General features: G+C 68.8%; 19 protein-coding genes and 2 pseudogenes. 5 read left to right on the top strand and 16 right to left on the bottom strand.

Annotated elements, in window-relative coordinates; all coding sequences use genetic code 11:
• Nucleotides 1-5: 5 nt before the first annotated feature.
• The 9 genes from EDD27_RS42245 to EDD27_RS42210 all read right to left on the bottom strand — a co-directional run bounded on the left by EDD27_RS42245 (nt 6) and on the right by EDD27_RS42210 (nt 13,851).
• Nucleotides 6-1,973: a LamG domain-containing protein gene (locus EDD27_RS42245; protein ID WP_127937501.1), complete on the bottom strand. Its 1,968-nt coding sequence runs from the start codon at nt 1,971-1,973 to the stop codon at nt 6-8.
• Complete coding sequence (locus EDD27_RS54945) at nt 1,970-2,134, bottom strand: hypothetical protein (protein ID WP_164904032.1); 165 nt, start codon at nt 2,132-2,134, stop codon at nt 1,970-1,972. Before EDD27_RS54945 ends, EDD27_RS42245 begins: the two co-directional genes overlap by 4 nt.
• A complete protein-coding gene (locus EDD27_RS42240; RefSeq protein ID WP_127937499.1) occupies nt 2,134-5,247 on the bottom strand; it encodes a hypothetical protein in 3,114 nt (1,037 codons plus the stop codon). Before EDD27_RS42240 ends, EDD27_RS54945 begins: the two co-directional genes overlap by 1 nt.
• A gap of 867 nt (nt 5,248-6,114) precedes the next feature.
• Entirely contained in the window at nt 6,115-6,459 is a 345-nt protein-coding gene (locus tag EDD27_RS42235; protein WP_206641891.1) for a hypothetical protein, read from the bottom strand.
• A 542-nt stretch (nt 6,460-7,001) separates the two neighbouring features.
• Nucleotides 7,002-8,972 (bottom strand): beta-galactosidase, encoded by a 1,971-nt coding sequence (locus tag EDD27_RS42230; RefSeq protein ID WP_127937497.1) that lies wholly within the window; start codon nt 8,970-8,972, stop codon nt 7,002-7,004.
• Between the two features lie 13 nt (nt 8,973-8,985).
• Nucleotides 8,986-9,891 (bottom strand): carbohydrate ABC transporter permease, encoded by a 906-nt coding sequence (locus EDD27_RS42225; protein ID WP_127937495.1) that lies wholly within the window; start codon nt 9,889-9,891, stop codon nt 8,986-8,988.
• Entirely contained in the window at nt 9,888-10,805 is a 918-nt protein-coding gene (locus EDD27_RS42220) for a carbohydrate ABC transporter permease (RefSeq protein ID WP_127937494.1), read from the bottom strand. The genes EDD27_RS42225 and EDD27_RS42220 overlap by 4 nt, the downstream gene beginning before the upstream one ends.
• Nucleotides 10,796-12,001 carry an ABC transporter substrate-binding protein gene (locus EDD27_RS42215; protein ID WP_164904031.1) on the bottom strand — a complete coding sequence of 402 codons (1,206 nt, stop codon included), beginning with the start codon at nt 11,999-12,001 and terminating at the stop codon, nt 10,796-10,798. Before EDD27_RS42215 ends, EDD27_RS42220 begins: the two co-directional genes overlap by 10 nt.
• 38 nt (nt 12,002-12,039) lie before the next feature.
• Nucleotides 12,040-13,851 carry a discoidin domain-containing protein gene (locus EDD27_RS42210; protein ID WP_164904030.1) on the bottom strand — a complete coding sequence of 604 codons (1,812 nt, stop codon included), beginning with the start codon at nt 13,849-13,851 and terminating at the stop codon, nt 12,040-12,042.
• A 181-nt stretch (nt 13,852-14,032) separates the two neighbouring features.
• Here EDD27_RS42210 and EDD27_RS42205 point away from each other — a divergent pair, with 181 nt between their 5' ends.
• The 5 genes and pseudogenes from EDD27_RS42205 to EDD27_RS42185 all read left to right on the top strand — a co-directional run bounded on the left by EDD27_RS42205 (nt 14,033) and on the right by EDD27_RS42185 (nt 17,617).
• Nucleotides 14,033-15,067 (top strand): LacI family DNA-binding transcriptional regulator, encoded by a 1,035-nt coding sequence (locus EDD27_RS42205; RefSeq protein WP_127937490.1) that lies wholly within the window; start codon nt 14,033-14,035, stop codon nt 15,065-15,067.
• Nucleotides 15,068-15,092: 25 nt separating this feature from the next.
• A pseudogene (locus EDD27_RS42200) lies at nt 15,093-15,419 on the top strand (carbohydrate ABC transporter permease); the annotation flags it as partial.
• Between the two features lie 16 nt (nt 15,420-15,435).
• Nucleotides 15,436-16,365 carry an aldo/keto reductase gene (locus EDD27_RS42195; RefSeq protein ID WP_127937488.1) on the top strand — a complete coding sequence of 310 codons (930 nt, stop codon included), beginning with the start codon at nt 15,436-15,438 and terminating at the stop codon, nt 16,363-16,365.
• A gap of 201 nt (nt 16,366-16,566) precedes the next feature.
• Nucleotides 16,567-16,785 (top strand): hypothetical protein, encoded by a 219-nt coding sequence (locus EDD27_RS42190; RefSeq protein WP_127937486.1) that lies wholly within the window; start codon nt 16,567-16,569, stop codon nt 16,783-16,785.
• A gap of 151 nt (nt 16,786-16,936) precedes the next feature.
• The gene (locus tag EDD27_RS42185; protein WP_164904029.1) at nt 16,937-17,617 is read left to right on the top strand and encodes a Mu transposase C-terminal domain-containing protein; all 681 of its coding nucleotides are present in this window, start codon (nt 16,937-16,939) and stop codon (nt 17,615-17,617) included.
• 56 nt (nt 17,618-17,673) lie between these two features.
• On the opposite strand, the gene EDD27_RS42180 is transcribed toward EDD27_RS42185, so the two are convergent.
• From EDD27_RS42180 to EDD27_RS42155, 7 genes and pseudogenes are all read right to left on the bottom strand, one after another.
• Complete coding sequence (locus tag EDD27_RS42180; protein ID WP_127937482.1) at nt 17,674-20,859, bottom strand: S8 family serine peptidase; 3,186 nt, start codon at nt 20,857-20,859, stop codon at nt 17,674-17,676.
• A 66-nt stretch (nt 20,860-20,925) separates the two neighbouring features.
• Complete coding sequence (locus EDD27_RS42175) at nt 20,926-21,780, bottom strand: CU044_5270 family protein (RefSeq protein ID WP_127937480.1); 855 nt, start codon at nt 21,778-21,780, stop codon at nt 20,926-20,928.
• Entirely contained in the window at nt 21,773-22,345 is a 573-nt protein-coding gene (locus EDD27_RS42170) for an RNA polymerase sigma factor (RefSeq protein ID WP_127937478.1), read from the bottom strand. Before EDD27_RS42170 ends, EDD27_RS42175 begins: the two co-directional genes overlap by 8 nt.
• A gap of 1,156 nt (nt 22,346-23,501) precedes the next feature.
• Nucleotides 23,502-23,639 carry a hypothetical protein gene (locus tag EDD27_RS54940; protein ID WP_164904027.1) on the bottom strand — a complete coding sequence of 46 codons (138 nt, stop codon included), beginning with the start codon at nt 23,637-23,639 and terminating at the stop codon, nt 23,502-23,504.
• A pseudogene (locus EDD27_RS57315) lies at nt 23,620-23,744 on the bottom strand (transposase); the annotation flags it as partial. The gene EDD27_RS54940 and the pseudogene EDD27_RS57315, both read right to left, overlap by 20 nt.
• A 226-nt stretch (nt 23,745-23,970) precedes the next feature.
• Nucleotides 23,971-24,924: a hypothetical protein gene (locus EDD27_RS42160; protein ID WP_127937476.1), complete on the bottom strand. Its 954-nt coding sequence runs from the start codon at nt 24,922-24,924 to the stop codon at nt 23,971-23,973.
• On the bottom strand, nt 24,921-25,454 hold the full coding sequence (locus tag EDD27_RS42155; protein ID WP_241564539.1) for an RNA polymerase sigma factor: 534 nt from the start codon (nt 25,452-25,454) through the stop codon (nt 24,921-24,923). The genes EDD27_RS42160 and EDD27_RS42155 overlap by 4 nt, the downstream gene beginning before the upstream one ends.
• Between the last annotated feature and the right edge of the window lie 17 nt (nt 25,455-25,471).

The raw sequence follows: 25,471 nt of genomic DNA, 5'->3' as shown, positions 1-25,471 counted from the left end.
TCACCTCATCCGTCGGCGGCGAGCCGTTTGAGTGCCTGCAGTTCCTTTTCACCGATCGTCACCCCGCCGATCTGCAGCCCGGTGAGTACCGCCGTCGCCGCGTGCAGATCGACCAGTACGTCCTGCGTCTCGTTGCCGTCCTTGAGGAAGAACCCGGTTTTCCTGGCCTCGATCCGATGCCAGAACTTCTCCGTGTGATGGAAGCGGATGTTCGGGAACGTGAGTTCGTCGCCCTCGGTCCTGTCCTGGAACAGTTCCAGGAAGACGATGCTGCCGCCGCCGGAGCCGGTGTCCCGCCGCAGCTGCATGTGATATCCATCGCGGCTGACGGTGGCCAGGGCGTGGTCCCACGTCGCCGCGTCTCGGATCGCGCCGACGCGCAGGCCGGTCAGCTGCGCTGTGTGCGCGGTGAACAACAGTGGGCTTCGCTCCACCCGGGCGGTCAGGGCGCCGTTCACGTAGCCGGGCACGTGCTCGTACTCGACGGTGACCTGCGCATGGCCGAGCACCGGCAGCCCGAGCACGTTCTGCAGCACCAGCTCCACGGACCCGCCCGACAGCAGCACGGTGCCCTGGGCCGGAGTGATCGTCCACCGCATCCGCCCGTCTCGCAGGCTCCCGTCGCCGACGGTCCAACCCGGAGCCGCCACCTTCAGCGTGGCCTGGGGCGCGCTCGCCGCCGAGGTGAGAGCCCACGGCTGGCTCTCACCGTCGTTCTGTACGACGAAGCCGACGGTGAAGGACGCGCCGCCGAGCTGCAGATCACCTCCGGCGCCGAGCGCGTTCGCCAGGTTCAGCCGCAGGGTGGCCGGCGTCGCCCCGTCGGAGAGCACCCGGTCGCCGCCCGCGATCCGCAGGTCCAGCGGGACCTCGTCGCGTCCCGGGTGCCGCAGGATCTCCAGGTGGCGCGTCCGGGACCCGGTGAGCTCGTCGCTCTCCCCGGTGTACTTGAGCTTGCGGTAGGCCAGCTCGATCCGGGTGAGGTGCGCCCCCTGTCCGCCGCCGGCGCGCAGGCCCGCGATCGGGAGTTCCAGCGACGCGCCGGAGGCCAGCGGCGTTGATTCCGGCCATCGCAGGCGCAGCTCGCCGGTGTCCGGATCGGCGGTCATGGTCCAGCCGGGCTTGTCCAGGGCGGGCCGCAGCCCGGCCGCGAGCGTACCGCGCCTGAACCGCAGCGTCAGGTGCTCGCCCTGCGTGGGCATGGCCTCGATGCCGTGCCTGGAGGTGTTGGTCAGCCGCAGCGTCATGGTCTGGCCGGCCGTCGCGTGCTCGACGTACAGCACGGGCTGCTCGTCGGTGTTGACGAACTCGAACTCGAGCGGGCGGGTGCCGACGTACGCCTGCAGCGCCGCCTCGTCCTCCGCCATATCCCGTTTTATCTCTACTTCAGAGAGTTCACTGTTATAAATGCGGAAATGGGCAATGCGTCCGGGGAAGAACCGGTTGCGGTACGTCGCCAGCATCAGGCTTGATTCCGCGGGCGCCCGGTCCGCGCGCGCCGTGTACTCCGCGCTCAGTGTGCCGTCCAGGTATATTCGCGCGACCTTGTCTTGATATGTGACGGCCACGTGCCGCCAGGCACCCGCGGGCAGGACGCCCGCCGCGCTCGTGTGCTCGGACTCGTCGTTGGAGAGCGGGGCGAAACGGTGCTCGATCGAGCCGTCAGAGTTGACCAGTACATGGAGATTGTCCGCGGTGAGCAGGCCGACGGCGTCCGTGCCGGAACGCGGAAGAGGCTTGACCCACGCCTCGACCGTGTACGCGGCGAAGCCCAGGGCCGGGGTGCGCTCCAGCAGCACGTAGGTGGGCGTTCCCGTGGTCCCGTTGAACTCCAGGCAGCTTCCGAAGCGTGGATCGAGGACGGTGGCGGGCTCGTCGCCGTAAATCGTTCCGTGCAGGCGGGCAGGCGAGGAGTCCAGCACCCGCTTCTCCGGGCTGACCGTGTGCAGCGGCCAGTGCAGGACCAGGCTCATGCCAGACCCTCCGCGACCGCCGGGTGCGAGCAGAGCTGCCCGCGGGCCTGCTCCTGCACGTTCCCGATCAGCTCGTACACCTGGGCGTACGGCAGGCGGCCGAGCGCCTCCAGGATCAGATTGATCTCTGGTATCGACAAGGAGAGCGTGATCTTCTCCATCAGGCGGGACCTCGTTCGGATTCTGAGGGGACGGGTCTGCGGGTCAGCCACCCCTCCCGCAGGGTGGGCAGGGCGGGAAAGCTCGTGTCGGCCGGCGCCTCGGTGAGCGGGCGGCCTGGCGTGCCGGCGCCGTCCCGCCAGAACCACCGCTCGCCCGGCTTCTGCGGCAGGGGCAGGTCCAGCCGGTCGCCGTCGGCCAGGACCGGCGCGGCGAAGAAGGACAGCCGGAGGTTGTCCATGACCGGCCGGTAGTGCTCCGGCGGGATACTGATCGACTTCGTCGGCAGGATGCCGGAGGTGACGTGGACGGGTGCCCTGGGGTCCACGAGCAGGGTGAGTCGGCGCGGCGGCATGCCGATGGAGAAGGTCAACCCAGGGTCCTCGGTCACGAGGAAGAGCGGGGCCGATTCGTCGGGCCACAGGCCCACGAGCCCGTCGTTGAGCTGGCCGTGCGCGCCGATGCGTACGGGGAAACGCACCTGGGTGAAGCGGTTGGAGTCGCGGCCCCGTCGCCCGAGGTCGCGGCGGAAGGCGTTCCAGTCCTGGTGGATCGCGGGCAACCCCATCAGCTGCAGGTCGAGTTCGGCCCGCACCACGGTCAGCGGTCGCCCGGCCAGGAGGTCGCCGTGCTGCTCCGGCTCGATCCCGTCGAGCACCCCGAACAGCGACCGAATGAGCCGGGCGAGGTGGTCCGGTCCCAGGGCCTGCATCCTCCTCGCCACCGACCGCAGGTGCGGGTTGCCGACCCGGGCCAGGGAGCCGTCCGTCCAGCGGGCGAGCCGCGGGTCGCCGGGCTGCGCCCGCGCCTCCAGCTGGCCGAGCGCGCGCCCCTGCTCGTCGTAGAACTCCACGGCCGTGTCGATGTCGTCGGGAACGATCCAGCCACAGACCGGCGACGTTTCCGGCACGTCGTTCGCCTGCCGGGAGTCGTGGTCGGAGTCGAGCCAGCGGAACGTCAGGCGGGCCGGCTGGGTGAGCCGGGGCGGCATCGCCACCCAGCCCGGGTGGCCGGGCACGCGCAACTGAGTCGTGGTCACCTGATCGCTCGTGTCCACATCGTGGGTGATCCCGAAGTTGTCGATCAGGCGCAGCCGCCTGAGCAGCAGCGTGCCGGCCCTGACCGGGTGGAAGTCGTGATGGGGCTGCGGCGTGTACCGGGTCTCGGGGCCCACCGCCCGCGCGACCCTGCCGGCGAACTCCTGGTGATCGGGAAAGCCGAGCGGATCGCCGATAGGGAGCTGGCGGCCCAGACGGCGCATGACGAGCGCGTCGTTCAGGCCGGTCAGGGCCTGGGCGAGGTTGCCGTGCTCGTGCTCGCGCAGGTGACGGCAGATCTTGACGATCGTCCGCAGGCGCTGGTCGGTCCCGTTCTCGCCGTACCAGCGAAGGACCGGGCCGGGGTCCTGGCGGAACCGCTCGGCGTCCATCTCCTGGTTGGTCGCCTCGGCGTACGGCTCCAGGATGTGCCCGGCCAGGTAGCTCAGGAGCCTTGCGGAGAGGATCGGACGCGTGGCGGAGGTCACCACGCTGGTGCCGGCGTAGACGTTGGCGCCCTTGACGCCGACGCCGGTGTCCGGCCGTGGCCGCAGCTCCACGTCGTCGGCGACCAGGGTGTAGTTGCCGGTGATGTACGTGGCGTCGTAGTTGCGGTCGGCCGGTTGGAGATTGCCGCCCGGTCCCGTGGGAAAGAACTCGACCTCCCACTGCGCCAGCAGCGGATGCCATGGCGCTCGCCGCCAGACGTGGCCGCCGACACCGAGCGCCGCTACTCGCTCGCGGAGCACGGCCGGTTCGATCGGCTCCGGGACATCGACCACTTGGCGGGCCTGCGGCTTGCCGGACGCCGCGGTGTCGTCCCGCCCGTACCTGTGGGAGGGCGTCGCGATGTCCCCGGTGAGGAGCACGACGGGTTCGCCGGGCTCGTAGTACTGCGGGGCGGCGAGGCTCTCGAGGACCAGCTCGGCGGCGATCTCCTGCGCGTTCTGGGCGTTGTAATTCGTGAGCGCCTTCTCCACCCGGGCTTTCACCTGCCGCAGGCCGTCCTCGCCCGCCAGTGCGATCGCCTCGTCGACCCGGACGATGCTGCGTTCCAAGTACTGCCGGACCTCATCTGGTTCGGGGAGGTCGTGCCGGGTGCCCGTCGCGCTTGTCGTGGGGTAGGCGCAGTGCTGGTACCTGTGCCAGTCGGCGAACAGCCGCTCGCGCATGCCGGCCAGTTCCCGGACGGCCCGATCATGGGTCTCCTGCGCAGTGTTCAGCCGGTTCAGCAGGTCACCCAGCCAGTGCGGGAGAGGCCGGCGCTCCCTGCGCTGCCGCTGGTCCGTGGTGGCGTCCGGATGGTCCTTGCGCTGGATGGTCCACACCATGCCCGCGGGCAACGGGTGGAAGGTCCGCGCGTGGCGCGCCTCGGTGAGCTTCGCGCCGACGTCCAGCGGTTTCGCCTCCAAGCGGTCGGCGAACGCAAGGGCCTCCAGGAGGTTCTCCACCTCGTCGGGCTCGTGTCCGCCGAGCACGGTCCCCAGGTGGGCCGCCAGCGCCTCGGTCGCGGTACTGCCCACGAAGACCCCGGACTCCCCATCCGCGGCAGGCCGCCTCTCGGCATCGCTCTCCGGCTCGAAGACCACCCGCGCGTAGCACACGGACCGTTCCGCCCCTCCCGCGTCGGCTCGTGCGAGGGCGTCCTTGGCCCGGTCGGCGTACCAGCCAACGACGTCGTAGGCGACGCCACGCGGCGGAGTCCCCGAGTGAGAGGGATCGTGCAGGCCGAAGACGCTGTGGCAGTTCGGATAGAAGGCGGCGAACGTGGCGTCCCCATAGCCGATCGCCGTGATCTCCGGCAGCCGGTCGTCGGCGGCGCTCTCCGTCCAGGCGTTGAGCGGCACCCGGCGGCCGAGCCGCCGGAATGGCACGTCCCGCTCCACCGGGTAGGTGATCCCGCCTCCGCGATCGCCGGGCGGGGCCAGGAAGTCGCTCTCCACCACCCACTGGGCGTCGACCACGCCGTCACGGCTCCGGGTCACCAGCCACCGGTCGGGCGCCGCCGGAACCTGCGTCACGCCGCCTTGCTGCTCCAGCCGGGTCAGCGCGTCGGGCAACGTCCAATGCAGGTGCACGCCCGGCTTCAGGCGCAGTGTCCGGTCCCGGAATGGAATCGGGACAAGTTTGTCACTTAGGTATGAAGTATCAGAATTATGGTCTTTTCCTGTTGTTTGCTCCACGTACGGCAGGCGGCTGAAATCCATTGCCCCCCGCACGACTTCGGTCTCTTTGTCAAGACATAAAGCGTCGACCCGCACCGGAACAACGAGAACTTGACTCACGATCCCCCTGACCGCAATTCGGCACCTGAAGCGAACATAAGCCACACATCTCCCCTATTCAAGAAATTGTCAACAAGCCTCGCATCGGCTACCATTACTCGCCGTGCGTGCGCGACCCCTCTCGGCGTTCACACCACCGCAGAGTCTCCGCGCCCCGAAAGGCCGTCGCTGACCTGGTCGGACATCCGTCGGCGCCTGCCGCGCCCGCCTCATCCGGCCGGCCGCACGCTGCCGTCGGCGATGACGCCGCGCGGACCGAGCTAGAAGCAGCCCCCGGCTTCATCGTGCGTCAAGCCGACTGGGAGCACCAAGTTGAGAAATAGGCAAGCAGCGAACCCTCGATGGCGCCGCTATCGCCGAATATGGCCGACCGCTCTATGACGTTATCGGAACAGCGAGTTCCTCATAGGCCGGGTGCAATGGTGCCGGATTCGGATGCCATCTGCAGATGCGTACGCGACGACTGCCGGCGCAGGTGAACGAAGCGGGCGGCGGCGATGCCCGAGAAGATCAGCCCCGGGACGCCGGGAACGAGAGCGGGAAGGCCGCGACGGTCAGGGCGACCAGGCCGACGCCCGCAAAAACGACGCCGATGATTATCAAAGGCCGGTTCGCGAGTTGATGTCCCTCTGATCGCTTGCGCTGCATGAGGAGGGCTGGTCACGGGCTCGTTGCCAGGCTATGGACGCGGCTCAGCGAACAATCCCGGCTCGATCTCCACGAGAATGCCCAGGCTGACCAGGCGCTTGAGCTGGCGCGGGTGTTCTCGATGTTCTTACGCGCCAGGGGCAGGTCCAGGGCCAAGCAGAGGTCACGCGCTCGTGAGGGCTGGCCGGTGTCGGCCATGAGGGTGAGAATCTGCTGGTAGGCGGGATGGTCGGGCACTGCGGGAGCCGGTGGTGGCGGGGAGGCCGGACGGGGCTCGCCGGCGAGGACGAGCAAGGTCTTGCGGGTGATCCGCAGATGATCGAGGTCCTGGTCGAGGTCCCGCAGGCGGGCGGTCAACTCCTCGATCTGAGCGTGGATCTGTTCGATGTGGCCGGTCAGCGCCTTCTCGCGGGCGTCGATCCGGTCCAGCAGCCACGCGCCGGGGGTCCGGGGTGCTCACGTGTCGCGCCAGGCGGGGGTGGAAGGGCCGGTCAGCCGGCGGGACATCACGTCGGTCATCGCCCAGTACACCCGTGACTCGTACCAGGCGCCGGTGCAGGGACATCGTGCCGTAGGTCTGCTCCACCCCCCATCGCTTGGGCTGAGGGACGAACCCGGCCTCGGCGGGGTTCCGCTCGACGATCTGCACGGCGACGTCGTGGGTGGCGCCGTGGGCGACGGAGTCGGTGGGGGACGCGCCGAAGCCGTTGATCTTCTGGTAGGTCTCTCGAGGGTTCACGGTGATGGTCGGTGCGGCGGGGCCGGCGGGCCGTACCCAGTTCCGCTCATCACCGGTGGTCAGCCAGACTTGGGCGACGGGCATGGGGTTGGCGTTGGCCGGGGTACGGCGATCGTGGTGCCCGGCCAGGGGCGACGCCCCTGGCGTTATGGCGCTTCCTTCAGGCTACGGTCTTCTCGATGGGGGACCCGCCGATCCGGCGCAGATCGGCGGACGGAGGGGCGGCGATCTGCTCGCCGTCGAAGCGGATCGAGGCCGAGACGGCCGATCCGAGATGGCTGTTGGTGGCCTTGACGAGGTGGTCGTCGAGCCGGCCCGCGACGACGCGCAGGACGGCCGCGCCGCCCCTGGCCGCGACGATCTCGATCTGATGGGTGCGGCCCCTGTGGCGGAGTTCCAGTTCGATCACCGGATCCGAGTCGCTTTGGACCAGGACGGTCGCATAGCAGACGTCATGGTCCGGGTGGATCCGGAGGTAGGCGTCAGCCGCGCCGGACAAGACGGTGACCCCGTCCTCCGCGGTGAGGTCGCGGGGCGCGGTGCGGTGCAGCGCGTCGGCGAGGATACTGCAGGGTTCGCCGTGCTCGTCGTGCACGGGTTCCGTGCCCTCGAGGTAGACGTGTCCACCGGCGGCCAGATGGGCGGCGAGCTTGTCTTGGACTGCACGGTGCATGAACTGCCCGCCGTGCAGAGCGATCCGGTCGTGCCCGGCCAGATCGGCGTGCTCCAGATCGACGATCCGGTAGTCGCGGCCTGCGGCGCGCATCCGGTGGTGGAAGTCCAGCAGCGGCCGTCCGCACTGCTCGGCGGCGCCGGGCGACCAGGCGCCGATCGCGGCGTAGGGGGTGTATAGGCCCCAGGTGGCGTAGGTGACGGGAGCGCATTCGAGGTACTCCGTGCCGTGGAGCGTGAAGTAGTCGGCGAGCATCTTCACGGCCGCGGCCTTGCCCGTGGGGCGGCCGTCGCCGTCGATCGGCGGGCAGTCCGGGTAGGGGGCGGACAGGACGGCGTCGAGCGCGGGTGTCCAGTCGGTGGTGGCGATCGCGGTGTAGATGTTGAATCCCGTTGCACCGGCCGCCAGGGCGAGGAGGGTCTGGTGGAAGCTGGTGGCGCCTGAGGCGTAGGCGGTGTCGTACAGCTTGGAGAAGCCCCAGTTCTCCTCCATGTTCGGTCCGGCGGCGCGTTTGGCGGCGATCACGTAGCGGGCGTGGGCCGACCGGTCGGCGGAGACCACGCCCATCCAGTTGGTGAAGCCGTACTGCAGGCCGTCCCAGGTCTCCGGCCGGACGCGGGCGAGCCAGGCGTCCAGGTCGCCGTCGTCGCCCGCGGGCGGGTTGAGGTTGAGCACGACCGGGACAGGCGGGGCGAACGCGTCGGTCCAGCGGCGCAGCACCTCGGTCAGGTAGGCGGCGTGGAAGCGACCCCAGTCGACGTGCTGGAGCGGGGTCGCCGGGCCGCGCGGTGGCTCGACCTCGGCGAAGGCGGTGTAGGCGGTGCCGTGCCGTGCGTTGTAGCCGGCGACGTCTCCGTACTCGCGGGCCAGGACGGTGCGGAAGAACTCCAGCCCGGACGCGCTGTAGTCGTATGCCGACAGTGGGCGGGCGCCGTTGGTGAACAGGCCTTCGTTCCCGATCTGGCTCCCGATGATCGGCCCTGCGGGCGTCACCAGGTCGGGGGTGAACAGGGCCCGGCCCGCCTCGCGCAGCCACCGCTCGGCGAGCGCTGCGAAGCGTGAACCGAGGGGGGCGGGAAGTGGCCAGGGGACGGCGCTGCCGTCGGCGTCGAGTTCGGATCCCGACCATGTGACGGGAGCTCCGTCGGCGCCCAGCTGCGGCTCGATCCCGGGATCGGCGAGGGGGCACACCCAGTCAGGCAGGCCGCCGTAGTTGAGCTCGGCGTGGACGAACGGGCCGGGTTTGACGATGACTTGCAGCCCGAGCTCGCCGCAGAGCCGGACGAAGGCGACCGCGTCGGTCAGGTCGGGCGGTGCGGCGGCGTCGGGCTGGTGGTGCCGCCACGGGATATAGGTGGTGACCGCTTTGACGCCGGTTGCGGCGACGAGGGTGGTCAGCCGGTCGCGCCATACCTCGGGGCGGTCGCGGAAAAACGGGTACTCGGCGGTGATGAGCAAAGGGAGGCTCCGATTACTTGAGTCCGGTGAACTGGATGCCGTCGAGGATGCGGCGCTGGAAGATGAGGAAGATGAGGATCACGGGCATGACGGCGACGACCGCTCCGGCCATGACGAGGTGCGGCTGGGCGACCCGCCCCGAGGCGAGCGCTTGAAGGGCCAGCGGCAGCGTGTAGTTGTCCTGGTCGCTGAGGATGACCAGGGGCCAGAGCAGGTCGTTCCAGTGAAAGATGAACGCGGTGATCGTCACGACCGCGAGGGCCGGCCGGGCCATGGGCAGCGCGATGCTCCAGAAGATCCGCAGCCGGCTCGCGCCGTCCATCATGGCGGCCTCCTCCACCTCCTTGGGGTGGGTCAGGAAGAACTGGCGGAGCAGGAAGATGTCGAACGCCGAGACCAGGCTCGGCACGATCAGGCCGGTCAGGCTGTCGGCCATGCCGAGCCACTGGGTGACGTAGACCTTCGGCACGAGCAGGGCAACGCTCGGCAGCATGATCGTTGCCAGCAACGCGGCGAACAGCCGGTCCCGTCCGGGAAAGGGGATGCGGGCGAAGGCGTAGGCGGCCAGTGCCGAGCAGAACACCTTGAGCGGGATCAGCACGGCGACGACCAGGACACTGTTGAGGAACGCCCCGCCGAACCCGCCCAGCTCGAAGACCTCGGTGTAGTTGGCGAGGGTGCCCGCCCAGTCGCCTTCCTCGGTGGTCGGCAGCAGGTGCGGCGTGGAGGTGAACACGTCCTGCGGCTGCTTGAACGAGGTGGCCACCATCCAGGCGAACGGGGCGAGTGCGACGAGTGAGCCGGCAGCCAGGAGCAGGAAGGCCACGACGCGCAGCGGGGCCGGGGCGCGCCGTCCCGACCGGCTCCCCGCGCGTCGGTGACCCACCGGAGGCCGGGTCCGTTCGGCGAGCAGGGTCATGAGGCGGCGTCCCTTCGGCTGAGGCGGAACTGCAGCGCGGTGATGAGCAGGGTCGCTATGAACAGCAGGAACGACATGGCGCTGGCCACGCCCATCTCGCCGTCCCGGAACCCCGACACGTACAGCTGCAGCACGTAGGTGAGGCCCGCCGACTCCGGTCCGCCGATGTCTCTGCCGAAGAGCACGTAGACGACGCCGAACATCTGCAGCGCGAAGATGACCCCGGTGACCGTCAGGTAGAAGGTGGTGGGGCGCAGCAGCGGGAGCGTCAGGCTGAACAGTTGCGCGCGCCGGTTCGCGCCGTCGATCTCGGCGGCCTCGTACAGGTTCCGCGGGATGCCTTTCATCCCGGCCAGGAAGATCAGCATCGCGGTGCCCGATTGCCAGGCGGCGATCAGCACGAGCGCCGGGACGACCATTTCCGGGATGCCGAGCCAGTCGGGCCCCTCAATCCCGATCAGGCCGAGAGCCTCGTTGATGAGGCCGAACTGCGGGTCGTACAACCATCGCCAGATCGCGGCGACGGCGGCTTCGGCCGTCACGACCGGCAGGTAGAACGCGAGCCGGAAGAAGCCCTGCCCGCGCCGGACCGTGTCGATCAGGTAGGCCTGGACGAATCCGGTGAACAGCGCTGCCGGGACGGCCAGGACCGCGTAGAGAAGGGTCACCCGGACCGAGATCCAAAAGTCGGGGTAGAGGTCGCGGTCGAAGAGGATCTCCTGGTAATTCCGCAGGCCGGTCCAGCGGGGTGCGGAGGTCATGTCCCATTCGGTGAAGCTGAGGAACAGCGCGCCCGCGGCGGGAACCGCCATGAAGACGATCGTGTGCAGGATGGCCGGGGTGACGAACAGCCAGCCTACGAACGTGTCGGGGCGGGCGCCTTTTCGGGCGCCCGCCTGCCGTATCAGCTCCATCCGAGGACCTTGGTGGCCCGGGTGGCGGCGGCGTTCAATGCCTCAGCCGGCGATGTGTCACCGTCCACGCCCTCTTCGATGGCCTTGGCCAAGACGTCGTCGTTGACCTTGATCCACTCGGTGAGCGCGGGACGGGGACGTGCCGACTCCAGTTGCTGGATGACGATCTTCATGTCGGGGTCGCCGGCCAGCGCCGAGGTGGCGGCGGCCTTCTTGTTGACGGGGAAGTTGCCGGTGATGTCGGCGTACTGCGCGTTGTGCTCAGCGCTGGACAGGAACTTCAGCCACTTCCAGGCGGCGTCGGGGTTGTCGGCCTTGCTGAAGACGACGCCGTTGTCGCCGCCGATCGTGGAGGCCTCCTCCAGCTTCTTCGGCAGCAGGGAGACGCCGAACTTCAGCTGGGGGAACTGCTCGCGGATGCCCAGGACGTCCCAGGGGCCGGAGAAGGTCATGGCGGCCAGGCCCTTCTGGAACGCCTGGTCGGTGTTGGTGATCTTCCTCGGGGAGCTCGTCAGCAGGGTGCGCCACAGGCCCAGCGCCTCCTGGCCTTGAGGACCGTTGAAAGTGATCTTCTTGGCGGCCTCGTCGACCATCGTTCCGCCGGCCGAGGCGACGAAGGCGGGGAAGATCCAAGCGCCGAAGCCGTCACCCTTGGGCAGGGAGACCCCGGCGACGTTCGGGTGCTCGCGGTGAACCTTCTCGGACGCGGCGATCAGCTCGGCCCAGGTGGTCGGCGGGGTCTGGATGTACTTCTTGTTGTAGAACAGCACGACCGTGGTCTGCTGGAGGGGGATGCCCATCAGCTTGCCCGCGACCTTGTTGGTGCCGAGGGCACCGGGGTAGTAATCGGCCTCCTCGATCGTCCCGGCCGGGACCTCGGCGAGCTGTCCGCCGCCCGCGAACCTGGCCATCTGGGGCTGGTCGAGGTAGCCGGCGTCGGGGGCGCCGCTGCCGTTGAGCGCGGTGGCGAGCTTGGTGTTGTAGTCGTCCTTGGGGATCTCGGTCAGCTTGATCTTGATGCCGGGGTTGGCGGACTCGAAGTCCTTGGCCAGTTGCTTGACCTTGACGGCCTGGTCGGGCGTCGGCTGGTAGTACCAGAAGTCGACCGTCCGCGTCGCTGTGGCCTCCTGGGCGCCTTCGCCTCCACAGGCAGTCGCCGCAAGGGCGACCGCGAACAGGGCTGCGGCCATTCTCATCGGTGTTCTCATCTGGATTCCTGTGGTTCGGGGGCGGATCAGGAGTACAGGTTGAGCTCGTGGATGGACCACCAGTTGCCGGCCGAGCCGGTCTGGACGATCCGCAGGTAGCGCTTGGTCTGCGTGGGGAAGGACACCGTGGTCGTGGCGGTTCCGGTGCCGGAGGCGATCGCCGTACCCCACGATCGGGGGTTGTCGGAGGCGTAGACCTGGAAGCCGCGGGGCTCATCGCCGCCCGCGGAGGTGATGCGCAGGGTGGAGAAAGTGCGGGCCTGGCCGAGGTCGACCTGGAACCACTGACCGTTCGCCTGGGCCTGGCCCGTCGACCAGCGGGTCGACTCGTCGCCGTCCAGCGCACGAGCGGGAGCCTCCCCGGCCGCCGACACCGAAGCGGTGGCCGTCCAGCCGGTCCGGCTGAGCACGCCGCCGGGGGTACCGGACGGAGCGGGCCAGGTGTAGGTGGCCATAGAGCGCGCCGGGAGGCTGGAGGCGAAGGTACGGTCGTTCTCCGTGACGGAGAAGGGCTGCGCCGAAGTGGTGGTGTTGAGGGCGACGAGGACACGGAAACCGTCCGGGTTGACGAAGGCGACGTTCTGGACCTCGGCGGAGCTGGTGGAGCCGACCCTGACCGCGCCCGGCTTCACGAACCTCGCGGCGTGGGAGAGGACGTAGTACTCGGCGTTGCGGGTGTACCTTGAGCCGTTGATCTCGACGACGCCGTTGCAGCGGTTGGAGCAATGACCCTGGTGCGGGCCGCCCGACGGGTTCAGGGCCAGGTTCCAGGTGATGGTGGACTCCCCGCCGTTGCGGGCGTTCTGGATGAACAGGTTCTCCGCATGCCACATCAGCGTGTCGGCGAACGTGGCGGCACTGTCGGCGCTGTCAGTGCCGCTGCACTCGGTGAACATGACCCGCTTGCCGGCGTTGACGACCTGCTGCTGGGCGGAGACCTGTCCGCCGTAGCAGTGGAAGGCGGCACCGACCAGGCGGGAGACGTCTCCGGCCCTCGAGAACACGTCGAGGGGGTAGTCGGGGCGGTCCCAGTTGTGGTCGTAGGCCCAGATCCGGGTGTTGAGCCCCGCTGCGGTGAGCTTGGCATCGAGCTGCTTGATCAGATCGGCCTGCTGCTCGGACGACATGACCATCGACGGGTAGCTGGTGGGGAACAGCGGCTCGTTCTGGACCGTCAGGTCGTCGACCGGGACGCCCGCGGCCCCGTACGCCTGCACGAACTTCACCAGGTAGTCGGCGTAGGTGGCGACATATTCGCTCTTGAGCGAGCCGCCGTTGAGGTTGTTCGAGTCCTTCATCCAGGCCGGTGCGCTCCATGCGGAGCCCATCACCTTGAGCGCCGGGTTGAGCTGCCTGGCCTGGCGGACGAGCGGCAGGATGTTCTCGGTCTCGTCCCGCTGGACGCTGAACCGCGACAGGGTCGGGTCGGCGGCGCCGTCATCATAGGTGTAGAAGTCGGCGGTTCGGTTGAAGTCGGTCGCGCCGATCGGCTGGCGCAGGTAGTTGAGGCCAGCCGTCTGAAACAGATCGGCCATCAACGCGTTACGTCGGGCCTTCGGCATGGCCGCGATCAGTGAGGCGGAGGCGCCGGTGATGGAGGCGCCAAAGCCCGTCATGGTCTGGTGGGTCTCGGCGGGGGACACAGTCACGTTGCGCGCCAAAGTGGTGGCGCCGAACGCGGTGTCGGGCTGTCGGACCAGTTTGGCGGACCCGTCGGCCGTGGTCAGCCAGATTTGGACGGACGGCGCCGCCTGAGCCGACGTGGTGTGGAGGGTGAGGGTGCCTGCTAGCACACAGCCGAGGGCCGTGGCCGTGGCGAGGCTTCGGCGGAGATGCATGATGCTCCTCCTTCGATGGGGGGTGGGGGAGAACATCGATGAAACAAAATGAAACGTTCCTGTAAAATTTTTCGTGTCACATGAGTACTCGGACGGCTCCGCCTTGTCAAGAGTTCCCTGCACACAGCCCTGGAGATCGAATAACGGTATGCTGTGTCTGTGAAACGAAGTGATGTAACTTATGGCTAGGCGGCGCAGCGGCAAGGTCACCGTCCGAGCCATCGCCACCGAGGCGGGCGTGTCGATCGCGACCGTTTCGCGGGTCATGAACGGCCATGATTACGTCGCGCCAGAAACCCGTGCTCTGGTACAGGAGGCTCTGGACAGGCTCGGAAGCACCGCCGTGATCCCCGGCTCTGCTTCGGAGGACCGCCCCGCAGGCGCCGTCTACGTACGCTGCCCCTACCTGCTGACCGACTACTTCGGGATGATCGTCTCCTCGGTCGCCGAGACCCTCGACCTGCACGGCCGCCGCCTCATCCTCAGCGCAGGCGACGCGGCCCGCGAAGCGAGCGTCATCTCCGGGCTCCCCGACGACCCGGACATCGCCGGAGCGATCTTCATCGTCCCCTCGGAGACCAACGAGGAACTGGAGGAGCTACGTGCCCAGGGATTCCCGTTCGTCGTGATCGATCCGCGTCTCCAGCCGCCGCGCGACATCGCCTCGGTGGCGGCCTCCCATTTCGCCGGCGCCCGGAACCTCACCGCCCACCTCATCGAACTCGGGCACCGCCGCATCGGCGTCATCGGCGGCCCTCAGGAGTGGCTGGCCAGCGAATACCGCCTCGCCGGCCATGCCTCAGCCCTCGCCGATGCCGGACTCCTCACCTCCCCCGAGCTCATCGTCCGCAACCGCGAACCGGTCACCGACTGGGGCTACGACTCCGCCCGCCGCCTTCTCGACCTTCCCGAACGCCCCACCGCCATCGTCGCCTTCAACGACAAGTCCGCCGTCGGCGCTCTGCGCGCCGCCTTCGAACACGGCCTCCGCGTCCCCGAAGACCTCTCCATCACCGGGTTCGACGACCTCTACCTCAGCCTCAGCACCCTTCCCAGGCTCACCACCGTCCGCCAGCCCCTCGAAGAGATGGGCCGCATGGCCGTCACCCTCCTCATGCGTCTCATCGCCGGTCACACCGTCGAAGCCCTCCACATCGAACTCGCCACCCACCTCGTCATCCGCGACTCCACCGGCCCCGCCCCCGCCCCGCGGTAGAAAAAAAGGCCCTGAGAGCGGCGACGACGAGGCGGCCAAGCTCGACGGGGCCGGTTACTGGCGGATCTACTTGCGCATCCTGTTGCCGATCTCGGTGCCGGCTCTGGCCACAACGGCGATCTTCACGTTCATCTGGACCTGGAACGACTTCTTCAGCCAGCTGATCTATTTGACCAAGCCTGAGGTTCAGACCGCTCCTGTCGCGCTGCGCAACTACGTCGATGCCACGAGCGGGGCGTCGTGGGGGTCGATGTTCGCCATGTCCATCGTTACGTTGATACCTGTCTTCATCGTGTTTCTCGTCGGTCAGCGTTACCTCGTCAAGGGGGTCGCCACCACGGGTCTGAAGTAGCAAGGACGAACCGACCATGACCCTTGACCACGTGCGTCCGCTCGGCGCTACCGGTCTTCTTGTGAGCGCGATCAGCCTGGGCACCTCGACGCTCGGTGATCCCGCCCAGCCGGACGGCTCTCCCGCGCCGGAGTCGGTGAAGCTGGCGCGGACGTTGCTCTCGGCGCCGTACGCGGTCATCGACACCTCGAACAACTACGCCCAAGGCCGCAGCGAGACCGCCCTCGGGCAGGCCCTCGCGGCGTACGGGCTGCCGGCCGGGCGCACCATCGTCTCCAAAACCGACGCCGACCCCGAGACCGGACGCTTCGACCGGGATCGCGTCTGGCGATCCTTCGAGGAGACGGCGGCGCGGCTCGGACTGGAGAGGTTGCCTCTGCTGCACCTGCACGACCCGTACACGATCACCGTCGAGGAGGCCTTCGCACGTGGCGGGGCGGTGCAGGGCATGATCGAGCTTCGCGAGCAAGGGCTGGCCGGCGCCATCGGCATCGCCGCCGGCGAGATCCAGCTGATGACCCGGTACGTGACCAGCGGCGCGTTCGACGTCCTGCTCACGCACAACCGCTACACCTTGGTCGACCGGCGCGCCGAGGAGCTGATGACCGAGGCGGCGGCGCGCGGTATGGGCATCTTCAACGCCGCTCCCTTCGGCGGCGGGCTGCTGGCCGGCCGCGGCACCCGCTACGCCTACCGCGAGGCGTCGCCGGAGCTGCTGGACTGGGTCGGCCGTGCCCGCGAGCTGTGCCACGCGTACTCGATCGAGCTGGCCGCCGCGGCGCTGCACTTCTCACTGCGCAGCCCGCTGATCCACTCCACGGTGGTCGGCGTAGGCCGGCCGGAACGGATCACGCAGCTCGAGGAGCTGCACCGGACCACGATTCCCGACGACTTCTGGCCCGCATTGGAGGCGCTGGGAACGCCGCCCTCCACCATCGACGACTGATCGGGCACTGGACTCGGTCAAAGGGATATCGCGCCCGAGAACAGGGCGGCGGGCGCATCCCTCACGATCACATCGACGGTGTCGCGGCCGAGCCGGCGTTCGAGGCGGGGCAGGAAGACCCGACCGAGGACGTCCATTCACCGGTCCTTCGCCGTACGCGCGGAGCATGGAGCGGCGGCCGGCATCCGTGCCGAGGCAGATGTGATCGACCAGGTAGGCGCCGCGTGCCGCAAGCTCGCGGTGCAGCTCCAGGTCGGCGTTGCGGTCGGTGTGGCACAGGAGGGTACGGTCATGGGCGGGCGCTGGCGATATCGGGAAGATGTGGTGCGGATGACCGCCGCGCTGCGCCCGGCCCTGCAAGCCCGCGGCATCCCATCGGCGATCTACATCGACAACGGCGCCGCCTACGTCGATGCCTGAGTGTTGCGGGCATGCGCCTGCCTGGGCATCAAGCTGATCCACTCCACCCCACACCGGCCAGAGACAAGGGCAAGATCGAGAGGTTTTGGCGCTCGATGCGCGCTCAGTTCCTGGTCGAGATCGACGCACCTCCAGCACGGGCGGCACGGCCGTGGCCGACCTGGCCGACCTGGCCGACCTGGCCGAGCTGAGCAAGCTGTTCGTTGCGTGGGTGGAGACCTCCTACCGCCAGCAGATCCACTCCGAGACCGGCGCCAAGCCCCTGGCCCGCTGGCAGCAAGGACTCCCCGGGCCGCTGGTGGTTCCCTCCCCGGCCCAACCGGCCGAAGCATTCTTGTGGACCGAACGCCGCAAAGCGTCCAAGGTCGGCACCGTCACCCTGCACCACAACGCCTACGAAGTCGGCCACGAGCTGGCCGGCCGCTACGTCGAGCCGGCCTTCGACCCCTTCGACCTGACCCGGATCGAAGTACGGGTGAACGGCAAGCCGGTCGCGGCGGCCAGAGCGTTCACGATCGGGCGGCACGCCCATCCCAAGGCACGCCCCGAGCTGCGCGGCGACACCGACACCTCACCGCCGGCACCGCTGACCAGCATCGACTACTTACGGCTCGTTGACGCCGAAACCAAGCTGGACCGGATCGAGGAGGTCACCAGCCAGCCTCAGACGCCCATCGGGCTCGATGCCGGGGGGCGACGAAGGAGGCCTGCGGCGGCGATCGCTCAGCCCGTCCCGAAGCCCAGCCACCCCCAGCGATCGTCACGGTCGTACCCGGTCCTCGAATGGATGTCCAGAGAACGTTTCGACCGAAACGTTCCTGCCTGGGTCTAGCGTGTTTTGGTCTAAACACGCTAGACCCACGTTCAAGGCGCCATGCCGCATCACTGTCAGCCGACGGCGTAGGCGCGGGTGATCGTCTGGGTCAGTCCGAGGCCCGCCGCGTCGGTCACCACCGCGCGGAGCGAGACGAACCCGGCCGTACCCGGGTTGGGCACCATGGCGGACCAGCCCGAACCGGTGCGGGCGACCGGGATCTTGCGCCAGTTCGCGCCGTCGTCCACGGACATCTCCAGCCGGACCGACGTCGCCTGCACCGGCGCGGACCCGGGGTTGCGCTCGATCCGGACGGGCAGGCGGGTCACGCTGCCCGGCTTGGCGCGGTTCGAGTCGTCCAGGCCCTCGGGGCTGTAACGGACCGCGGTCAGCGGCAGCGGCTGCGCCTTGGCGGTGGTTGCGGACGGGAACGTCCACACGGACTCCACGCCGGTGGACAGCGCCGAGTGCGGGACCTGCCTGCGCATCGACGCGGTCAGCGTGTACGAGCTGCGCCCGGAGGGAAGGTCGGCGCGCAGCTCGCACCCTCGCGGCTCGTAGACCGAGCAGCCGGCGAGGTCGGCGGTGGCCAGCACCTGCCCGTCCTTGGCGAGGGTGGCGGTGCCGGTGGCGGCGGTGTCCGACCCCGTCCTGCCCGCGCCCCCGTCGGCGAACAGCCCCACTCCGGAGAAGGTCAGCTTGTCGCCGGTACGGTTGCCGCCCGGCAGCAGGAACGACGGCCCGGTGACCGCGGTGTTCCAGACCTCGCGGGTCTGGCCGCGCTTCATGAGCCTGCCGCCGTCGAACATCAGCGAGGTGCCGGCCTCGAACCCGCTCTCGTAGGTCAGCCCCGGGGTGCGGTAGTGGATGAGCGTGCCGGGCAAAGTGATGTCGCCGACCAGCGGCCCCAGGGTCGAGCCGGGGAAATCAGGGTCGTGCAGTCCGGCCAGCGGAGTGCCCGTGGCCGCCACTCCTGAGGCCCGGTAGGTCGCGGTGACCTTCGCCAGATCCTTCTGCCTGGCGTTGTAGGCAGGATCCTCGGGGAGGCCGTCCCTGCGTTGGTCGACGAGGTCGTAGATGTACGGGCTGGGGGACACGTCCTTGCTGAGCCACTTGGTCCCGAGACTGTAGGTAAGACCCGGCACGCGGGCGGGAATGACGAAGAATTCGGAGTTGACGTCCGCGCGGAATGCCATGGTCCAGGTGTTCCATGCGCCATGGACAAGCCCGGTCTGGTATCCGTTCTCCAACAGGGCGCTGGGGTCGTCAAGCGTGACCGTGGTCGCCTTGCCCTGCCGCGCATCCACCGTGAGCCGCTGGTCGCCGCCGTCGATCGTCAGCGTGGAAACAGCGATCGTCCTGGGGAATTTCCCGTCGATTTTCTCCACAATGTCGCTGTAGAGGCTCCAGTCGCCCTTGGGCAGCCGGACTCGCGCCACGCCGTCGCGGAAGACCGGCGAATGGACAGTCCCGGTCTTCGCATCATAAATCTGGCCGATCCTGGGGGTGACCGGAAGGCCCTGCCTCCCGAGGACGGTGAGGGTGACGTCATACGACTCCAGCTCGACGTAGGCGCCGGCCAGCGTGCGGACCACCATCTCGCCCGATCTGGCGGTGACCGTTCCCGGGTAGTCGCCCGGCGCCTTGCCGCCGGCGTCGATGGTGAGCGTGATCGAGGCCTCGCCCTTGGCCGGGACCGTGACCTGATCGGCCGGCAGGTTCAGCACCTCGCCCTGAGCCGACAGGTCCAGGATGACCGGAGCGTCGCTCGCGTTGGCGTACGTGATCGTTTTGGTCGTCACCCGCTCGCCGGTGGCGTTCCAGGGAAAGGCCGCCCAGGCGTTGCCCTGCACGGCCACGACCTGCTGCTTCAGCGCGCGTACCAGGTCGATCAGCCCGGCTCCCTGCTGATAGAGCGTCGCGCCCTCAGCGGGCGCGGCGCTGCCGATCAGCGCGGCCTTGAGCTGCGCGCCCGTCCACTCCGGATGGCGCTGGGCCAGGATCGCCGCCGCCCCCGCCACGTGCGGGCTGGCCATCGAGGTGCCGCTCAACGACTGGTGAGGGCCGTCGGCGGTGCCCGCGGCGGCCGCGGCCACGATGTCCACGCCCGGCGCGGTCACCTCGGGTTTGATCGCGTGGTCGCTCACTCGCGGCCCCGGGCTGGAGAAGTCGGCCAGCCGGCCCTGCTTGTCCACCGCGCCCACGGTCAGCGCCGCCTCAGCGCTACCGGGGCTCGACACCCTGCCGCCGGCTCCGTCGTTTCCCGCCGCCGCGACGAACAGCGTGCCGGTACGCTCCGACAGCGTGTTGACCGCCTGCTCCAGCGGGTCCAGATCGGGGCCGTCCGTGTCGCCGAAGCTCATGTTGACGACCTTGGCCTTGATCTCGACGGCCGCCCACTCCATGCCGGCGAGGATGGCCGATTCGGTCGGGCCTGCGGCGCCGCCCACCTTCCCGATGGCCAGCTTCGCCTCCGGCGCCACACCCCGGTACTTCCCATCCCTGCCCGCCACGATCGAGGCGACATGGGTGCCGTGGCCGAGAGTGTCGCGAATGTCGGGATCGTCGCTGAAATTGCGCTCCTGCGCCACCGCGTCCTTCAGGTCCGGATGATCGGGGTCGTAGCCGGAGTCGAGGACCGCGACGGTAACGCCCTTGCCTGTCATGCCCTGCGGCCACGCCTGCGGGGCGCCGATCTGCTTGACGCTCTGGTCCAGCGAGAACGACCTGCGGCCGTCCAGCCACAGCTTGGTACGCCCCGCCGCCAGGGCGCGGGCGCCGCCCGCCACCTCCTTCCACGTCTGAGCCGCGCTGCCCTTGGGCAGGCGAAGCGTGGTCATGCCGAGGCCGGCGAGCTGCCGGGTACCCTGCGCGCCCCGGAGCGCAGGGGCCGGGCCCGATGCCGACTGCATGATCAGCGGGATGTCGCGGGTGTCGGCGTCGCCGTATCGCCACTGCAGCAGCTGGGTGACGTCGAACAGCCGTCCGTCGAGCACCCCCTGAGTGACCAAGGTCTGGGCGTCGGACGGAATCACGTACAGGTGCCCGTCACGTACCTGGCTCGTGAAGCCGACGTCCTGCCGGCCGGGTCCGGGATCCACCCGGTGCCCGCGGTCGGCGACGACGACACGGTCACCGGTGATCAGAGTCACCCCGTTCGCCCGTTGGGCGGGAGCCTGTGCTTCCGGTGCCGGCGTCGGCGTGTTGCCCACGATCGTTCCCGCCAGGACAGCGGCAAGAAGCGACTTACCTAAAATCATGATCTACCTTGTGTGCGAAGGGACGTGGTCTCTTCCTGCGGGGTGGCGGGGAGCCGCCCCCGGCCCCTACTGGGGCGGCTGGTCCGTCCAACCGGTGGTCACCGAGATGAATCCGTTGGGGTCCCCCGCCAGGCTCCCGTCGTCGGCGAGGAGATAGTTGGTGCGCATCACGCGAGAGGTGTCGGGATCGACGACCAGTTTGATCTCCGGCTCGCCGTCAGCATCAGCGATCAGCAGCTCCTCCCCGTCGTCGACCGTGCCCGTCCTCTTGACTTCCGGCATCGTGGCCAGGGCCCGGAACGCCGCGGAACGGACCTGCGAAGGCGCCGGCAGCTCCGTGATCAGCGCGATCAGAGAGAGGACGTCGTCACTTCGCTGCTCGGATGCGGCCATGTCGCTGTCACGCCCCGGAAGCTCGGCGATCCGCGCTTTCAACGCCTCCGGATCCGCCGGCAGCTTGTCAAGGTCTTCGAAGTCCACCTCAGCGCCCTTGAGCATGAGCGGGGCCGGGTCTGTGACGGCGGCGTCGGGAGAGTCGCCCGGCTCACCCTTTGACCAGCGCCGACCGTCGCGGCCGGTCCAGCTCTCCTCTCGCGGCATGTCCGGGTTGCTCCACTGACGTGTGACGTGCCAATAGGCTCCGGAACCTTCAGGCGTACGTGCCGCACTGACAGCGGCCATGAGCAGAACCTCCCTGCCCGAGGCCGGTGCGCCGGCGGGCGTGGTCACGCCCGTGGTGATCACGGCCACTGCCGCGGCGGCAGTGGCCAGACTGAGTCCTGGCGCCAGCCATCCGATCCGCCGCCGAGCCCGACGACCTCGCATCCTGTCCTGGAGCCGGCCCCTGCTGCGATTGATCGCCTCGGCGGGCGGCTCCGGCTTGGCCAGCAGAGTGGCGAGCGTGTTGTCCAGGTCATCCATGGACGTTCTCCTTGTTGATGAGGGCGTGGATCTTCGCGCGGGCCCGGCTGAGCCTGGAGCCCACCGTGCCGGTGGAGATGCCGAGCGCCAGGGCCACTTCGTCGTAGCTGAGCTGGCCCAGGGCAACCAGCAGCAGAGCGTCGCGCTCGCCGCTGGACAGCGCGGCAAGCGCCTTGGCCAGGTGCGGCTGCATGCGCTGAGCGGCGACAGAGGAGACGACCCGGTCCTCGTGGCCTTCCATGACGGGATCCGGATCAAGCCGGGCCAGCGCCCTGTAGTGGCGGATCTCCTTGCGCCGGTGCCTGGCGATCAGGTTGGTGGCGAAGCCGAACAGCCAGGGCCGCAGGCTCCCGCGTTCCGGGTCGAACCGGTTGCGCCGATCGAAGGCCAGCAGGAACGTCTCAGCCGTGATGTCCTCGGCGATCTGCGTGTCCAGCCGACCGGCCACGTACAGGAAAATGTCGCGGTAGTAACGGTCGTGCACGACGGTGAACAGGTCAGGGTTCCGCCGCAACCGGGCGGCTAGGCCAGCCTCGGTCACCTGTTCGCCCGCTTCGACGATCAAATTCTTGTCTCCGACATAAGCCTGCCTTCCAGGGCGGTGATTACTCTCACTCATCCTTCGCCGCAAGCCGAGATCGTCTTCCTTCGAGTGCACTACGGCCGGCGCGAGGCCATCGAGGGACGCCGTGCACCGACCCGAAGCGCGTCGCCTCACATTCCCAGCGGTTATCCGATGGCAGCCGCCACCCGCCCCTGATCGGCCAGCCGAACGGCGGCGTACCGGATTGCGAGCTCAGCCAAACACCAAGACACGCCCGCGAGGCAAGATGCCTTCAACGCCAGCCGACGTGCCTTACGCACCTGAAAAGATCATCTCGCCCTGACCTGTGAGAAGAGACCAAGAGTTCAAGCTAACGAGGTGGCCGGGGCGCTGGGGTCGATCGGCTGCCCGCCTACAGATCAGAGCAGGGCGGGTCCTCCCCGTTGACGGGGACGTACAGGTTCTGATCAGGGCCGAGCCGCCAGCCCAGCAGGTGCAGCAGCTTGCGGACCTGCTGCGGTTGGCCTGCTGGCCCTGCTTGCCGGGATGACCGCCTTGATGCCGCGCTGGCGCAGGCAGCGGCGGTTGGCGTGAGTGGAGTACGCCTTGTCGGCCAGCACCCGCACCGGGCGCGTACGCGGCAGGCCCAGTCCCCTGCGCGGGATCTGGATGGACTCCAGCAGCGGGATGAGTCGTGGCAGTTGGAATGCTGGCCCGGGGAGGTGAGCCGGGCGATCGGACGACACCGCCGATCGGAGACCGGGCGGATCTTGGTGGACAGGCCACCGCGCGACCGGCCAAGCGCCTCCCGGCCCGCTGTCACCGGTTTGTGTGATCTCCTGCGGCCCCTTTCGACAGGATGTCAGCGGCCGAGGCGTGCCTGGCCTCGGCCGCGTGCTGGCGCGCGCCACGGTGGAGCCCGCGCTGACCGTCCAGTCCTCGCCTTCGGCCTGGTCGCTCCCGCGCGCAGTCCATCGAGGTTCTTCTCCCGCATCCCGTCCAGCGACCAGAGGCGATGCCGGTTGTAGACCGCCTTCCACTTGCCGTAACACTCCGTACCGGCTCGCAATGGCGAGCCGGTACGGATGCGTCAGAAGATCCCGTTGATGACCGTGCGGTGGTCATTCCACCGTGCGCCCCAGCCCGTGTTCACCCGTAGCAACAGCTCCAGTTGGGCTCACTCCTCATCCATCAGGTGGTGACGTTTTAGACGCTCCTCATCCACATGGATGATGCGTCGCCTCGCCGGATAGGCCAGGCAGTGGCCGAGCCGTTCGAACACCGCCCAGGGCGCGCCCGCGACGGCGGCAGTCACGCAGCAGGTCGGACCAAGACTCGGTGGATTCGCGGTTGCCATCGGCGGGCGCGACCAGTCCCTTGCTGCCGTCAGGGGGACTCCGACGACGATCAGTACACACAGCCGGTCCTCGCCCAGGCACATGTTGAAGTGCCGACAAAGTCAGTGATGTCGGGCGGTAGCTGGCTATCGCTTGTTCGGCGCATCGGGGCTTGTTCACGAGTCGAACACCACACGCGTCAGACTTCATCTCGTCCTTGTCACGGATGTGGGCTGAACGGTGACGGCTCGTGTAGGGCGCGGCCGAGGAAGACATCCACATGTTTCCTCGGCCACCGCCCAGATGGTGTCAGGGGCCGCCCTCCACCGGGTCGCGGTCGAGTCGTTCCTCGGTCACGAGCAGGCGGATCACGCCTTCGGCGTTCTCCTCGGCCTCCCAGACGATCCAGTGGCCGCCGACGGGTTCCTCCTGGGTGCGTACCTCGCCGTATCCTCCGCGGTTTCCCGGCGGGACGTCGATGAGGGTGAAGAGCACCTTCTTGTGCCGCTTGTCCAGCTCCGGCAGGACTTCGGCGACCGTCTTGCCGTCCACCTGCAGCCCTTCCAGCGAACGGCCCTCACGGGTCGCCGACCGGAACTCCGACCTCGTGAAACTCGGAGTCGGCGCCGGCACCGGCTCGCACGGTGACACCGGCCCCTGCAGGAGTTCGCTGCTGGTGAAGGTGCCGCGTCCGTCGTTGAACGTGCTGATCGTCCAGACCCAGGTCTGGCCGGGCCGGAACAGCTTGGTGTTGACGCGCATCTGCCAGCCCCGTTCCTCGCCGGGGATGTTCTCCGGCTCGCTGAACATGCCGTACGGGATGTCCTTGTCCTCGACCCTCTGGCCGCGCGGGCGGCACTGCATGCCGTACGGCACGTAGTCCACCTTCGCGGGCACACCGAGCTCCCGCAACCGCTGCTCCATCCCGGCCGCGTCGCGGAAGTCGCGCACCCGTACCTCGATGGTGACCATGCCGTCGTCCATCGTGACGGCGTACGAGCTGGACACCCCGTCCTGCAGCAGCACCGGGACCGTCACCACGCCCGCGGCCAGCACGACCGCCGCCGCCAGCCCGAACGCCAGCCGCCCGCGCGCCCACCGTCGGGGCCTGCTCACCGTGTCCACCCGCGCTGTGCCAGCCTCCTGCGTCTTGATCGCGGCCAGCAACGCCCGCGCGCCTTCCCCCATCGGATCGCCGCCGCTGCCTCCGGGCTCGATCCGGGCCAGCGGCTTGATCGCCTCGATCTCCTCGATGTTCCTCACAGCGACTCCTCCGCCGGCACCAGCCGGCTTTCCGGCGTGAAATGGACGCCCGCCTCGGCGAGCGTCCGAGACAAGCGCCTGCGGGCGCGATACAGCCGGATGCGCACAGCGTTGCGGGACAGCCCCAGCGCCTTGGCGATCTCCTCCCGGCTCAGCTGTTCCCAGGCCAGCAGCGACAACAGTTCCCGATCGTCGTCCGGCAGCGCCCGGAACACCGTGGCGATGGCCGCCAGCTCCACCTCGGTGTCGGGCGAGTGCCCGTACAGGTCGGCCATCTCGGTGTCGAGCTCGGCGGTACGCGCCCGCCGCCGGTTGTCCCCCCGGAAATGGTTGGCCAGCACCTTGCGCGCCACCCCGTACAGCCACAACACGGCATCCTCGCCCTCGGGCAGCTCATCCACCCGCCGCCAGGCGACGGTGAAGGTCTCCGCCACCACGTCGGCGGCGTCCTGCGGAGAGTCGCAACGGCGCGTGGCGTAGGCGGTGATCGGGCTGTAGGCCCGATGGTAGGCAGCCTCGAATCTCGCCACGCGTTCCTCATCCACGG

The sequence above is a fragment of the Nonomuraea polychroma genome, assembly GCF_004011505.1.
GTDB lineage: Bacteria > Actinomycetota > Actinomycetes > Streptosporangiales > Streptosporangiaceae > Nonomuraea > Nonomuraea polychroma.
Note: the sequence above shows the minus strand (reverse complement) of the source record. Positions and strands in the feature narration are given on the sequence as shown.